Annotated in this window: 13 protein-coding genes; 9 read left to right on the top strand and 4 right to left on the bottom strand. The window is 70.3% G+C overall.

The annotated features are described in order from the left end of the window. Window positions 1-102 precede the first annotated feature (102 nt). Both ACYVOO_RS18025 and ACYVOO_RS18020 read left to right on the top strand, forming a co-directional pair. The gene (locus tag ACYVOO_RS18025; protein ID WP_453347259.1) at window positions 103-456 is read left to right on the top strand and encodes a DUF3817 domain-containing protein; all 354 of its coding nucleotides are present in this window, start codon (window positions 103-105) and stop codon (window positions 454-456) included. Continuing rightward, entirely contained in the window at window positions 453-746 is a 294-nt protein-coding gene (locus ACYVOO_RS18020; RefSeq protein ID WP_461016647.1) for an MTH1187 family thiamine-binding protein, read from the top strand. Before ACYVOO_RS18025 ends, ACYVOO_RS18020 begins: the two co-directional genes overlap by 4 nt. A gap of 66 nt (window positions 747-812) precedes the next feature. Here ACYVOO_RS18020 and ACYVOO_RS18015 read toward each other — a convergent pair whose 3' ends face one another. Further along, window positions 813-1,835 carry an ArsR/SmtB family transcription factor gene (locus tag ACYVOO_RS18015; protein ID WP_461016646.1) on the bottom strand — a complete coding sequence of 341 codons (1,023 nt, stop codon included), beginning with the start codon at window positions 1,833-1,835 and terminating at the stop codon, window positions 813-815. A 285-nt stretch (window positions 1,836-2,120) separates the two neighbouring features. Here ACYVOO_RS18015 and ACYVOO_RS18010 point away from each other — a divergent pair, with 285 nt between their 5' ends. The 3 genes from ACYVOO_RS18010 (at window position 2,121) to ACYVOO_RS18000 (ending at window position 4,878) form a co-directional block, all read left to right on the top strand. Continuing rightward, the gene (locus tag ACYVOO_RS18010; protein ID WP_461016645.1) at window positions 2,121-2,672 is read left to right on the top strand and encodes a MarR family winged helix-turn-helix transcriptional regulator; all 552 of its coding nucleotides are present in this window, start codon (window positions 2,121-2,123) and stop codon (window positions 2,670-2,672) included. Between the two features lie 76 nt (window positions 2,673-2,748). Beyond that, entirely contained in the window at window positions 2,749-3,081 is a 333-nt protein-coding gene (locus tag ACYVOO_RS18005; RefSeq protein ID WP_461016644.1) for a DUF3817 domain-containing protein, read from the top strand. A gap of 96 nt (window positions 3,082-3,177) precedes the next feature. Beyond that, a complete protein-coding gene (locus ACYVOO_RS18000; RefSeq protein ID WP_461016643.1) occupies window positions 3,178-4,878 on the top strand; it encodes an acyl-CoA mutase large subunit family protein in 1,701 nt (566 codons plus the stop codon). 331 nt (window positions 4,879-5,209) lie between these two features. Here the strand turns inward: ACYVOO_RS18000 and ACYVOO_RS17995 are convergent, their stop codons facing one another. Further along, window positions 5,210-5,839: a TetR/AcrR family transcriptional regulator gene (locus tag ACYVOO_RS17995; protein WP_461016642.1), complete on the bottom strand. Its 630-nt coding sequence runs from the start codon at window positions 5,837-5,839 to the stop codon at window positions 5,210-5,212. 195 nt (window positions 5,840-6,034) lie between these two features. On the opposite strand from ACYVOO_RS17995, the gene ACYVOO_RS17990 reads away from it, so the two are divergent. The 4 genes from ACYVOO_RS17990 (at window position 6,035) to ACYVOO_RS17975 (ending at window position 10,354) form a co-directional block, all read left to right on the top strand. Beyond that, window positions 6,035-6,997: a tetratricopeptide repeat protein gene (locus ACYVOO_RS17990; protein WP_461016641.1), complete on the top strand. Its 963-nt coding sequence runs from the start codon at window positions 6,035-6,037 to the stop codon at window positions 6,995-6,997. Window positions 6,998-7,626: 629 nt separating this feature from the next. Continuing rightward, a complete protein-coding gene (locus ACYVOO_RS17985; protein WP_461016640.1) occupies window positions 7,627-8,244 on the top strand; it encodes a DUF6230 family protein in 618 nt (205 codons plus the stop codon). Window positions 8,245-8,361: 117 nt separating this feature from the next. Beyond that, window positions 8,362-9,000 (top strand): DUF6114 domain-containing protein, encoded by a 639-nt coding sequence (locus ACYVOO_RS17980; protein ID WP_461016639.1) that lies wholly within the window; start codon window positions 8,362-8,364, stop codon window positions 8,998-9,000. After that, complete coding sequence (locus ACYVOO_RS17975; RefSeq protein ID WP_461016638.1) at window positions 8,990-10,354, top strand: hypothetical protein; 1,365 nt, start codon at window positions 8,990-8,992, stop codon at window positions 10,352-10,354. The genes ACYVOO_RS17980 and ACYVOO_RS17975 overlap by 11 nt, the downstream gene beginning before the upstream one ends. Window positions 10,355-10,474: 120 nt before the next feature. On the opposite strand, the gene pyk is transcribed toward ACYVOO_RS17975, so the two are convergent. Further along, window positions 10,475-11,902 carry a pyruvate kinase gene (pyk, locus tag ACYVOO_RS17970; RefSeq protein ID WP_461016637.1) on the bottom strand — a complete coding sequence of 476 codons (1,428 nt, stop codon included), beginning with the start codon at window positions 11,900-11,902 and terminating at the stop codon, window positions 10,475-10,477. A gap of 82 nt (window positions 11,903-11,984) precedes the next feature. Further along, window positions 11,985-13,220: an acetate kinase gene (locus ACYVOO_RS17965; protein ID WP_461016636.1), complete on the bottom strand. Its 1,236-nt coding sequence runs from the start codon at window positions 13,218-13,220 to the stop codon at window positions 11,985-11,987. Window positions 13,221-13,240: the final 20 nt, after the last annotated feature.

Genomic DNA, 13,240 nt, shown 5'->3' with positions numbered 1-13,240 from the left:
CTCCGCGCGCGGGCGGGCTACTGCCACAATGGCAGCGCTTGTGCATCCCTTCACAAACGATCAGAGGACCCTGCCGTGGCCATACTGGAAACCCCCAGCGGTCTGCCGCCGAAGGCGGTTACCGCCCTGCGCCGTCTCCGTCTGACCTCGACCCCGGAGGCCGTGTCCTTCCTCCTCCTGCTCGTCTGCTCGGTACTGAAGCGGACGACCGACTTCAACGCCGTCCCGGTGATGGGCGCCGTGCACGGGCTGCTGTTCGTGCTCTACGTGGTCTTCTGGGCCGACGCCTGGAACCGCGTCAAGTGGCCCCTGAAGACCGCGGCGCTCTACTTCGTGCTGTCCGTCCTGCCGACCGGCGGCTTCTTCGCCGACAAGATGCTGCGCCGTGACGAGGAGGCCGGAGTGATCGCCGCCCGCGCCCGCCAGGAGCAGCACGGGAGCGTCGTCAACTCATGATCGTCGCCTTCTCGGTCACCCCGCTCGGCGTCGGCGAGGACGTGGGGGAGTACGTCGCCGACGCGGTGCGGGTCGTCCGCGAGTCGGGGCTGCCGCACCGTACGGACGCGATGTTCACCTCGCTGGAGGGCGACTGGGACGCGTGCATGGACGTGGTGCGGCGCGCGGTGGAGGCCGTCGAGGCGCGGGCGCCCCGGGTCTCCCTCGTCCTCAAGGCCGACATACGAGCCGGTGTCACGGACGGGCTCACCGCCAAGGTCGAGACGGTGGACCGCCTCCTCGCGGAGTAGCGGAGCGGCCGTCCGGGCACACGCCCCGTGGCGGGGGCCGCCACCCCCGCCACCCTGCCCGTGCCCTCAGCCGGACGCCGCCTCCCCGGCCAGCAGGGCCACGCCCAGTGCCGTCCGCTCGTACAGCACCCGCGCCCCCGCACGGCGCGCCGTCAGCAGCCCCGCGTCACGCAGCGTCGAGAGATGCGCCGAGACCGACGACGGGGCCAGCTCGTGCCGCTCGGCCAGGTCCTTCGTGGAGGCCGGCTCGTCGAGCCCGGTGAGGATCGCGGCCCGGTTGGCGCCCAGCAGCCGTACCAGTGCCCCGGCGGCGTCCGGCGTGGGCCGCTGCCACAGCCCGCCCACCCCGCGCGCCGGATAGATCACCGTCGGCTGCCACGGCGGCGCGAACCCGCTCACCACGTCGGGCCATACGAAGACGCTGGGCATCAGCAGCACTCCGCGCCCGCTCAGCTTCTGCGTCATGACCTCCCTGAAGCGCGTACGGATCGTCAGCGTGCCCGCCGACCACGTCACCCCGGGATGCAGGTCGGCGAAGAGCCGTTCCAGGCCGCCCTCGGCGAGCTGACGGGCGCGGTACGCGATGTCCGCCTCCAGCAGTGTGCGCAGCCGCGGCCAGTCCGGTTCCAGCAGCGCGTGCCAGGCGTTCCCGGTGAGGTCGGCCAGCTCCCGCACGGCGCCCGCCGGGTCGGCGAGCATCGCACGCCCACGCGGGGACCCGGCGGCGCCCGGGGTGCACTCCAGGGAGCGGACCAGTTCCTCGTGCGCGATGTCCGGGTCCGTGGCCCGCATCCGCGCCAGCTCCTCGTCGAAGGCCGCAGAGGGGGAGGCCGAGGGGGAGAGGGACGGCAGGGGCGGCGGGCCCAGGAAGTCGGGCGTGTAGCCCGAGGGCGTGGGCATCAGCAGCGCCAGCGGGGACAGGTCCAGGCCTCGCACGGCGCCGCGCATCCGCCGCAGCCAGGGCAGGTGGTAGCCGTGCCGCTCGGTGCGCCGCAGGGTGCGCACCGCCTCGTGGGTCTCGCAGAGCGGGGAGACGGCGAAGCGGCAGCGCAGCAGGTCGTCGGCGCCGAACCGCAGATGGAGGGGCACCGGGCCTCCCGCCTCGGGGAACGCGGACGGCACGCGGCCGTCGCGGCCCGCTGGTGCGGACAGGGCCGAAAGAGTAGAGGCACCCCGGGGGCGTACGACAGTGCCCGCACGCCCCGGGGCACGTGGACGAGGTGACGCGGGAGGCGCCGGAGGACGGGAGGGGGCGGGGAGAGGGCCGGAGAGGGCGGCGCGGGGGCGGTGCGCGGGGAGGGCGGGGGAAAACGGCGCGGCCCGACTGCTGAGACGCCTATGGCCAACATATGACTGGCCGGTAAGGTCGGGGGCGTGTCGAAGCCGCTCAGCCTGCCGTTCGATCCGATCGCCCGCGCCGACGAACTCTGGAAGCAGCGTTGGGGATCCGTGCCCTCCATGGCCGCGATCACCTCGATCATGCGCGCTCACCAGATCCTGCTGGCCGAGGTCGACGCCGTCGTCAAGCCGTACGGACTGACCTTCGCCCGCTACGAGGCGCTGGTGCTGCTCACCTTCTCGCAGGCCGGTGAGCTGCCCATGTCCAAGATCGGTGAGCGGCTGATGGTCCACCCGACCTCGGTCACCAACACCGTGGACCGGCTCCAGCGCTCCGGGCTCGTCGACAAGCGCCCCAACCCGAACGACGGGCGCGGCACGCTCGCCTCCATCACCGACAAGGGCCGCGAGGTGTGCGACGCCGCGACGCGCGATCTCATGGCGATGGACTTCGGGCTCGGCGCGTACGACGCGGAGGAGTGCGGGGAGATCTTCGCGATGCTCAGGCCGCTGCGGGTCGCCGCCGCCGACTTCCAGGCCGACGAGTTCAGGGCCGACGAGTTCAGGGCCGCCCCCGCGCAGGACTGAGCGGGCGCGGTTCCCGTGTGCGCGCGGACGCGGGCCGCCTGAAGATCGGCCGGAACAGCCGGTTACGCTCGTTGCCATGAAGAAGTCCGTGCTGACCCGTTACCGGGTGATGGCCTACGTCACCGCCGTGATGCTTCTGGTGCTGTGCACCTGCATGATCTTCAAGTACGGCTTCGACATGGGCGAAGACCTCACGTTCATGGTCTCGCAGGCCCATGGCGTGCTCTTCATCATCTACCTGATCTTCGCCTTCGACCTCGGCCAGAAGGCCCGCTGGCCCTTCGGCAAGCTCCTCTGGGTGCTCGTTTCCGGAACGATCCCCACCGCCGCGTTCTTCGTCGAGCGCAAGGTGGTCCGTGAGGTCGAGCCGCTGGTCGAGGACGCGCAGACCGCTCCCGCGAAGGTCTGAGCGCACCCTCGGCACCCCTCCTCCCACCGCCCGGCACGGACGCGCCGGGCGGTTGGCCATCGACAATTACTTGGACGTCCTAGTAAATTCGGGGGTATGGACGCTGACGCCATCGCAGAGGGCCGCAACCGCTGGCAGGCCCGTTACGACGCCGCGCGCAAGCGGGACGCCGACTTCACCACGCTGAGCGGTGACCCCGTCGAGCCGGTCTACGGGCCGGGGCCGGGCGACACCGTCGAGGGCTTCGAGCGGATCGGCTGGCCCGGCGAGTACCCGTACACGCGAGGGCTCCACCCCACCGGCTACCGCGGGCGGACGTGGACCATCCGGCAGTTCGCCGGGTTCGGGAACGCCGAGCAGACGAACGAGCGGTACAAGATGATCCTGGAGGCCGGGGGCGGCGGCCTCTCCGTGGCCTTCGACATGCCCACCCTCATGGGCCGGGACTCCGACGACCCCCGCTCGCTCGGCGAGGTCGGCCACTGCGGCGTCGCCATCGACTCCGCCGCCGACATGGAGACCCTCTTCTCCGGCATCCCGCTCGGCGACGTCACCACGTCGATGACGATCAGCGGGCCCGCCGTGCCCGTCTTCTGCATGTACCTCGTGGCGGCCGAGCGCCAGGGCGTGGACCCGGCGGTCCTGAACGGCACGCTCCAGACGGACATCTTCAAGGAGTACATCGCGCAGAAGGAGTGGCTCTTCGAGCCCGAGCCCCATCTGCGCCTCATCGGCGACCTGATGGAGCACTGCACCCGCGACATCCCCGCCTACAAGCCGCTCTCCGTCTCCGGCTACCACATCCGCGAGGCGGGCTCGACGGCCGCGCAGGAGCTGGCGTACACGCTCGCGGACGGCTTCGGCTACGTCGAGCTGGGCCTCAGCCGCGGGCTCGACGTCAACACCTTCGCGCCGGGCCTGTCCTTCTTCTTCGACGCGCACGTCGACTTCTTCGAGGAGATCGCCAAGTTCCGCGCGGCCCGGCGCATCTGGGCCCGCTGGATGCGGGACGTGTACGGCGCGACGAGCGAGAAGGCGCAGTGGCTGCGCTTCCACACCCAGACGGCGGGCGTCTCGCTCACCGCGCAGCAGCCGTACAACAACGTGGTGCGGACCGCCGTGGAGGCGCTGGCCGCGGTGCTCGGCGGCACCAACTCGCTGCACACGAACGCGCTCGACGAGACCCTCGCGCTCCCCAGCGAGCGCGCCGCTGAGATCGCGCTGCGCACCCAGCAGGTGCTGATGGAGGAGACGGGCGTCACCAATGTCGCCGACCCGCTGGGCGGGTCCTGGTACGTGGAGGCGCTGACGGACCGGATCGAGGCCGACGCGGAGAAGATCTTCGAGCGGATCATGGAGCGGGGGCGCCGGGCCGTCCCCGACGGGCAGCACCCCATCGGCCCGATGACCTCGGGCATCCTGCGCGGCATCGAGGACGGCTGGTTCACGGGCGAGATCGCCGAATCGGCCTTCCAGTACCAGCGGGCGCTGGAGAAGGACGAGAAGAAGGTCGTCGGCGTCAACTGCCACACGTCGTCCGTCACCGGCGATCTGGAGATCCTGCGCGTCAGCCACGAGGTGGAACGCGACCAGGTGGCCGCGCTCACCAAGCGCAAGGCCGCACGGGACGACGAGGCGGTGCGCGCCGGACTGTCCGGTCTGGTGGCCGCGGCACGGGGCGGCACGAACATGATCGCCCCCATGCTGGACGCGGTACGCGCTGAGGCGACCCTGGGCGAGATCTGCGACGCCCTCCGCGACGAGTGGGGCGTCTACACGGAACCCCCCGTCTTCTAGGACACCCCACCAGGGGCGCGGGGCGGAGCCCCACCAGGGGCGCGGGGAACTGCGCGCTAAGCCACGACGTACCGGCACTCCGCGACGCTGGGCCAGGGGCACCCCCTGCCCGTCAGGGGCGCGGGGAACTGCGCGCCCAGCCACGACGCACCGGCACTCCGCGACGCTGGGCCAGGGGCACCCCCTGCCCGTCAGGGGGCGGAGCCCCGTCAGGGGCGCGGGGAACTGCGCGCCCAGCCACAACGTGCCCGCACCCCGCGTCGCCGCCCCAGGCGCACCCCCTGCCCGGCGCGGGACGAGGGCGCCCCTCCCCGCCGCGGAACCCGCCCCGTCAGGGGCGGCTCGTGGCGGCGAGGCCGTCCAGGAGGAGCGTGGTGAAGCTGCGTGCCCACACCTCGTCCACGGCCTCGCCGCTGACCAGCGAACGGTGCACCACCGCCCCGGCGATCACGTCGAAGATGAGGTCCACGACGCGCGCGGTCTCCTCCCCGTTCCCGGAGTCCGGCGGCAGTTCCCCGCGCGCCTGCGCCCGCTCCCGCCCCTCCAGAACCAGCCGCTTCTGGCGCTCCACGATCGCCTCCCCGATCCGCGCGCGCAGCGCCGTGTCGTACGTGGACTCGGCGACGACGGCCATCAGCGAGGTCTTCGTCTCGGGCCTCTCCAGCAGCGCGGCGAAGGAGAGGACGACGCCCTCGATGTCGGCGCGGAGGCTGCCGCGGTCGGGGAGTTCCAGTTCGTCGAAGAGGACGGCGACCGCGTCCACCACCAGTTCGCTCTTGTGTGCCCAGCGCCGGTAGAGCGTGGTCTTGGCGACGCCCGCACGTGTCGCGACGTGCCCCATCGTCAGCTTGCTCCAGCCCAGTTCGACCAGCGCGCCGCGCGTCGCGTCGAGGATCGCGTGGTCCGCCTCGGCGCTGCGGGGGCGGCCGAGGCGCCGGGGTGAGGGGGCTGGGACTGCCATACGGGGGACCATACCGGCCGGTACGCGCCACGCCGTGAGCCGGATCACGGCGGGGGCGCCCTGTTGGCCTTGCGGGCGCAGGGGGCGCACGAGTTACGCTACGAGCCGTAGCGGAATAGGGATCACCGTTGCGACAACCACACGCTGGGTGGGGACCCAGCGCACACCGCCGCGCGAAAGGGGGAGACTGGTCTCATGCAGCCACGCAATATGTCCATGAGCGGAGTGGTCGACCTCGCCGCGGTGAAGGCGGCCGGAGAGGCCAAGGAGAAGGCGGAGCAGGCGCGTGCCCGCTCCGCCGAGGGGGGCGGCCAGGCCGCCCCGGCCGGTCTGGTGATCGACGTAGACGAGGCGGGCTTTGAAGCGGACGTACTCCAGCGTTCCGCCGAGGTCCCGGTCATCATCGATTTCTGGGCCGAGTGGTGCGAGCCGTGCAAGCAGCTCTCGCCCCTTCTGGAGCGTGTGACGCGGGAGTACGCCGGGCGCGTGCTCCTCGCGAAGATCGACGTGGACCAGAACCAGATGCTGATGCAGCAGTTCGGCGTGCAGGGCATCCCCGCGGTGTTCGCCGTCGTCGCAGGGCAGGCACTGCCGCTGTTCCAGGGCGCCGCGCCCGAGCAGCAGATCCGGCAGACCTTCGACCAGTTGATCGAGGTCGCCGAGCAGCGCTTCGGCATCACGGGCCTCCAGGGTGTCGTGGACGAGGGGGAGCAGGCCGAGGCCCCCGAGGAGCCCGCCATTCCGGAGGACCCGGCGCTCGCCGCCGCTCAGCAGGCGCTGGACGCGGGCGATTTGAACGGTGCCGTGCAGGCGTACAAGAACGTGCTCTCCACCGACCCGGCCAACGTCGAGGCCAAGGTGGGTCTCGCCATGTCGGAACTGCTCGCGCGGGTGCAGGATCTGGACGCGCAGCAGGTGCGCAAGGACGCCGCCGAGCGGCCCGGTGACGTGCCCGCCCAGTTGAAGGCGGCGGATCTGGACATGGCGGGCGGCCATGTGGAGGACGCTTTCGGGCGTCTCGTGGAGACGGTGAAACGCTCCGCTGGAGACGACAGGGAGAGTGCGCGGCTTCGCCTGCTGGATCTCTTCGAGGTGATTGGCGCCGACGACCCCCGGGTAGTCACGGCGCGTAGCGCACTCGCGCGCGTACTGTTCTGACCAGGGTCACCCCGCGTCACCACACATGGATTTAGCGACAACAGCGGCTGTGCTTTGCCAAAACTTGGTAATCACAGCCGCTGTTACTCGTAGTAAGCCGTAGGCGGTGCTTTCTCCCGCCGTGTCCGTATGGTCCTCTCTACTCGGGCCAGGTGGCGGCGACCCTGTGTGCCTGCCCTATGCTGTTCGGCCGCCGATCGGTTATCTCACCGTTACTCGCAAGTAACGGAACCCCTTGTGCACAGCCCGCAGATAGACCACGATCGGCCAAGCTCGGTCCATTGCCCGCGGTCCGACCACCATTCGGATCTCCGCGGCACTGGGTCCCCACCGAGCAGACCGGCACCCGCACCACCCCAGCAAGCACCACAGAACGACGCCGGTCTTCCGGGCAGGGGGGTCTTCGTCGAACGACGGAGCCTGTCCGAACAAAGCAGGTTGCGCGGGAGCGTGGCCAGTGGTTGTCGCTCGGGGGTGATCGCCGACAGCTCGGACGCACGTAGCTCTACGGCTCCGAAGACGGCGCTCTCCTTCCCGAGGACGTAGCACTTCTCCCATCCCAGGCAGGGAGACCCATTGAGGAGTGGGTCCTTCAGGCCGGAGATGTACGTCCGAGAAGGAGGAATGTCATGGAGTCCCTGGCTCGTGGCGGGACCAGATGGAAGCGGTTCGCCGTCGTCATGGTGCCGAGCGTCGCGGCAACGGCAGCGATCGGTGTCGCGCTCTCGCAGGGCGCGCTGGCGGCGTCGTTCAGCGTCTCCGGCCAGCAGTTCAAGGTCACGGCCGACCGTCTGGATGGACAGGGTTTTGTCCAGTACGGCGCCATCGACAGCACGAAGGCGGGCAAGAAGCCCGTCGCGGTGGTCGGGTTCAGCACGGCCCAGATCCGCAGCCTGTGCCAGTCCGTCGTCGTCCCGGTGCCGGCCTTCGGCGACGTGACGATGAAGCTGAGCGCGGGTGGCGCCGGCGGTCCGAAGGTAGAGGCCAAGAAGCTCTACATCGACGCCGACGACATCTCGGCCGACGCGACGTTCAAGAACGTCGACATCGGCGTCTCGGTGGACGACACCACCAAGGGCCCCGGCCCGTCCAAGGGCGACAAGTACCTTCCGGGGTCCTTCGCCCAGCAGGCCGAGACCGCGACGTTCAAGGACGTCAAGCAGCGGGCGTGGGCGACCACGGCCGGCACGTTCAAGCTCAGCGGCCTCAAGATGGCCGTCAAGAAGGGCAAGAACGAGTGCTACTGACGCACTGATCCGTACGGGCGGGGAGCGGCCGGCTCAGCTCTCAGCGTGCTCCGCGCCCGTACGGCCCGCTCCACCCAAGCAAGCTAGCTTTGTGCCAGTCCCGAGGAGCTGTACGACATGAGCGCCGACACGCGACAAAGGCTGACGGACGGATTCGGCCGGAAGCGCAGTTCGTTCCGGGGATGGCGCGGACAGCGCCCGTTCTGGGGCGGCCTGCTGACGTTGCTCGCCGGCATCCCGATCATGTACATCCCGTACCAGAACTTCACCCTGGGCTCGCTGACGATCCGGATGTCGACGACGGCGGGCGCGGGCTCGCTGATCATCGGCGTACTGCTGGTCGTCCTCGGGCTGACCATGTGGTTCCAGCCCCAGTCCCGGGTGTTCGCGGGTGTCGCGGCGATTCTGCTGGCCCTGGTCTCCCTGGTCGTCTCGAACGTCGGCGCCTTCCTGATCGGCTTCCTGCTGGGGCTCATCGGCGGCGCGCTCGGCGTCTCCTGGGCGCCTGGCAAGCCCACGGCGGCGAAGGGCTCCGGCGAGGGCAAGGACGAGGGGCCGGGCCCGGAGAGGGCTCCGTCGAGCCCGACGTACTCCTCCGACGGCTCGTCCGGCTCGGACGCGGACAGGGGAGACAGGGGCCCCGACGCCGCTGCCCCCGGCTCCGGCAAGGCACAGGACGACCTTTCAGTCTTTGGAACGGCTTCGTCGACCGGAGCCGATGCGAACCACGGGAACGGGAGGCACCGTGCCGGGTGACGAGGTGCATGAGGAGGCGGGCGCGTCAGCGGGAGCATCGCTGGACGCCGTCCGCGTAAGAACCGGGCCGCGGCACGCGGCGCCCAAGAAGCCGCTGCTGACCCGGTTGCACGTTCCCGCGGGCAAGGCCATCGCCATCGCGGCCATGCCGTCCGCGGTCCTGATGGGCATGGGCCTCACGCCCCAGCTCGCCAACGCCAAGCCGCTGCCCAAGAACCCCTTCAAGTCCGGCCCCTGCGTGTCCCAGCAGGACAAGGAAGAGGCCGAGCAGGAGAAGGAGGCTGAGGAGAAGGCGGCGAAGGCGGCGAAGGAGAAGGCCGCTAAGGCGAAGGCGGCCAAGGAGAAGGCAGCCGAGGAGAAGGCGGACGAGGAGAAGGCGAAGAAGGACGGCGCCTCCGGGTCCTCCGACTCCGGCTCCGATTCCGGTTCCGGCTCCGAGGAGTCCGGTTCCACCGGCTCCGGTTCCGGCTCCGACTCCTCCTCCGGTTCGGACGACAGCACGACGGAGCCCGAGCCCGAGCCCTCCGAGTCCGAGAAGGCCAAGAACCCGCTCGACCCGCTGGGCCTGGGCGACAAGATCAAGGACGCCTTCACCCCGGACGAGGAGAAGGAGGAGTCCGCCTCCGAGGAGACCACGGCCCCGGAGTCCACCGAGGAGGAGTCCTCCTCGACGGAGAAGAAGTCCGGGTCCGACGTCGGCAAGGCGGCCGAGGACACCGTCAACAAGGTCGAGGACGGCGTCAAGGACACCACCGACAAGGTGGGGGAGTCCGCGGAGAAGGCTGCTAAGGACGCGAAGGACGCCACGGACAAGCTGGGGAAGTCCGCCTCGTCCGAGGAGACCAACAAGACGGCGGAGGACGAGGACGGCAAGAAGGCGTTCCCCTGCGTCGAGGAGAAGAAGGTCGACGGGAAGGACGAGCAGACCCAGGTCACGCTCCCCAACGACCCGTGGACCCTGGAGTCGAGCAAGCTGTCGCTGCACGGCCTCAACTACGAGGGCGTCGTCAACGTCAGCACGGCGAACGGCAGCCAGAAGCAGGCCCTCAAGTTCACCGCCGACAGCATAGACATCGGCGACCTGCACCAGATCGTGGAGGGCCCCGGCGGGACCCGGTACCACGTGGAGGCCGCCAAGGGCTCCAACTCCACCATCACCGGCGGCAAGGTGACGATGTATACGGAGAGCCTGAAGGGCAACCTCTTCGGCCTCATCCCGATCACCTTCGACCCCGAGCACCCGCCGCCCCTCAACATTCCCGAGGCGATGTTCACCAAGGTGACCGTCAAGCAGGCCGGTCAGTTCGGCGGCAACCTCACCGTGCCAGGACTGCACCAGTACGTCGGCAAGTAGCAAGCAGGCCGCCGTACGCCCCCAGCCCCACCGGGAGCCGACGACCAGGGGCCCGCCCTCTCAACGGAGAGAGGAGCGGGCCCCTGGTGTTTCCGGGTCAGGCCTGGTGACGTTCCCGGGTCACGCCTGGTCGTTGCCCAGGTGGTGCACCCGGACCATGTTGGTGGTGCCGGGGACACCGGGGGGCGAGCCCGCGGTGATGATCATCGTGTCGCCCGCGTCGTAGCGCTGGAGCTTCAGCAACTCCGCGTCCACCAGCTCGACCATCTCGTCCGTGTGGTCCACGTGCGGCACCACGTACGTCTCGACGCCCCAGCTCAGCGCGAGCTGGCTGCGGGTGGCCGCGTCGGTGGTGAAGGCCAGGATCGGCTGCGCCGTGCGGTAGCGGGACAGGCGGCGCGCCGTGTCGCCGGACTTGGTGAAGGCGACCAGCGCCTTGGCGTCGAGGAAGTCCGCCATCTCGCAGGCGGCGCGGGCCACGGAGCCGCCCTGGGTGCGCGGCTTCTTGCCCGGGACGAGCGGCTGGAGGCCGCGCCCGAGCAGCTCCTCCTCTGCGGCCTCGACGATCTTCGACATCGTCTTGACCGTCTCGATCGGGTACTGCCCGACGGAGGACTCGGCCGAGAGCATGACCGCGTCGGCGCCGTCCAGGATCGCGTTGGCGACGTCGCTCGCCTCGGCACGCGTCGGACGCGAGTTGGTGATCATGGACTCCATCATCTGGGTCGCCACGATGACCGGCTTGGCGTTGCGGCGGCACAGCTCGACGAGCCGCTTCTGCACCATCGGGACCTTCTCCAGCGGGTACTCCACCGCGAGGTCGCCGCGGGCCACCATGACGCTGTCGAAGGCCATGACGACCTCCTCCATGTTGGCGACCGCCTGGGGCTTCTCCACCTTGGCGATGACCGGCACGCGCCGTCCGACCTCGTCCATGACCCGGTGCACGTCGCGCACGTCGGAGGCGTCCCGCACGAAGGAGAGCGCGACCATGTCGCAGCCCATGCGGAGCGCGAACTTGAGGTCGTCGATGTCCTTCTCGGAGAGCGCGGGCACATTCACGGCCGCGCCGGGCAGGTTGATCCCCTTGTGGTCGGAGATCACGCCGCCCTCGATGACGATGGTGCGCACGCGCTGGCCGTCGACCTCGGTGACCTGGAGCGCGACGTTGCCGTCGTTGATCAGGATCGGGTCGCCCTTGGCGACGTCGCCGGGCAGGCCCTTGTAGGTGGTGCCGCAGATGGTCTTGTCGCCCGCGACGTCCTCGGTGGTGATGGTGAATTCCTCACCGCGGACCAGCTCGACGGGGCCCTCGGCGAAGGTCTCCAGGCGAATCTTGGGGCCCTGGAGGTCGGCCAGGACGCCCACGGCGCGGCCGGTCTCCTCGGAAGCCTTGCGGACGCGGTGGTACCGCTCCTCGTGCTCCGGGTGGGACCCGTGGCTCATGTTGAAGCGGGCCACGTTCATACCGGCCTCGATCAGCGTCTTGAGCTGATCGTAGGAGTCGACGGCGGGGCCCAGGGTGCAGACGATTTTGGAACGGCGCATGGGGGCGATCCTATCGTTTTGTTTAAGTGCGGAACGTATGGGGGTGAGCTGAGTCACGCGATCTTGGCGGGCGGTCCGTGGGTCAGGCGGCGGGCCCTTCCCGACCGGCCCGCCCGGCGCTGACGAGCGCGTAGGTCTGCTGTGCGATCTCCAGTTCCTCGTCGGTCGGGACGACGGCCACCGCGACCCGCGCTTCCTGGGGCGAGATCAGCCGCGCCTCCCCCGAGCGCACGGCGTTCAGGTCGCTGTCGACGGCGAGGCCCAGCTCCTCAAGACCCGCGAGCGCCGCCTCGCGCACCGGCGCCGCGTTCTCGCCCACGCCCGCGGTGAACACCACGGCGTCGACGCGGCCCAGCACGGCGTAGTACGCGCCGATGTACTTCTTGAGCCGGTGCACATAGATGTCGAAGGCCAGCCGCGCCGCCTCGTCCCCTTCCTCGATCCGGCGCCTGATCTCGCGCATGTCGTTGTCGCCGCACAGGCCGACCAGGCCGCTGCGCTTGTTCAGCAGCTCGTCCACCTCGTCCACCGACATCCCGGCGACCCTGCCCAGGTGGAAGACCACGGCCGGGTCGATGTCCCCCGAGCGGGTACCCATCACCAGGCCCTCCAAGGGGGTGAGCCCCATGGAGGTGTCCACGCAGCGCCCGCCCCGCACGGCGGAGGCCGAGGCGCCGTTGCCCAGGTGCAGCACGATGACGTTGACGTCGGAGGGCGCCTTGCCCAGCAGCGCGGCGGTCTGCCGGGAGACGTAGGCGTGCGAGGTGCCGTGGAAGCCGTAGCGCCGGATGCGGTGCGCGTCGGCCGTCTCGACGTCGATGGCGTAGCGCGAGGCGTGCTCCGGCATCGAGGTGTGGAAGGAGGTGTCGAAGACGGCGACCTGCGGCACGCCCGGGTTGAGGGCCTGCGCGGTGGTGATGCCCGTGATGTTGGCCGGATTGTGCAGCGGCGCGACGGGCACGAGGCGGCGGATTTCGGCCAGCACCGCGTCGTCGATGACCGTCGGCTCCGTGAACCGCTTGCCGCCGTGCACCACGCGGTGGCCGATGGCGGCCAGCTCGGGGGAGTCCAGGCCGTAGCCGTCGGCGTCCAGCTCCTCGGAGACCGCCTTGAGCGCGGCCTCGTGGTCGGCCACCGGGTCCGTGCGCTCGCGCTCGCCGCCGCCCGTGGCCAGCGGGGTGTGCGTCAGACGGGAGGTCTCCTCGCCGATCCGCTCCACGAGGCCCAGCGCGAGCCGGGAGCCGTCGGTCATGTCGAGCAACTGGTACTTGAGCGAGGAGGAGCCGGAGTTGAGGACGAGGACGCGGGAGGCGGTCACGGGCGCGGTCGCTTTCTGCG

The sequence above is a fragment of the Streptomyces daliensis genome (genome assembly GCF_054782395.1).
Note: the sequence above shows the minus strand (reverse complement) of the source record. Positions and strands in the feature narration are given on the sequence as shown.

Bases quoted from the DNA above. Each gene is read 5' to 3' on its own strand.
- ACYVOO_RS17985 (WP_461016640.1), top strand. From the start codon at position 7,627: ATGGAGTCCCTGGCTCGTGGCGGGACCAGATGGAAGCGGTTCGCCGTC.
- ACYVOO_RS17980 (WP_461016639.1), top strand. From the start codon at position 8,362: ATGAGCGCCGACACGCGACAAAGGCTGACGGACGGATTCGGCCGGAAG.
- ACYVOO_RS18005 (WP_461016644.1), top strand. From the start codon at position 2,749: ATGAAGAAGTCCGTGCTGACCCGTTACCGGGTGATGGCCTACGTCACC.
- ACYVOO_RS18020 (WP_461016647.1), top strand. From the start codon at position 453: ATGATCGTCGCCTTCTCGGTCACCCCGCTCGGCGTCGGCGAGGACGTG.
- ACYVOO_RS17995 (WP_461016642.1), bottom strand. From the start codon at position 5,839: ATGGCAGTCCCAGCCCCCTCACCCCGGCGCCTCGGCCGCCCCCGCAGC.
- ACYVOO_RS17990 (WP_461016641.1), top strand. From the start codon at position 6,035: ATGCAGCCACGCAATATGTCCATGAGCGGAGTGGTCGACCTCGCCGCG.
- pyk (WP_461016637.1), bottom strand. From the start codon at position 11,902: ATGCGCCGTTCCAAAATCGTCTGCACCCTGGGCCCCGCCGTCGACTCC.
- ACYVOO_RS18000 (WP_461016643.1), top strand. From the start codon at position 3,178: ATGGACGCTGACGCCATCGCAGAGGGCCGCAACCGCTGGCAGGCCCGT.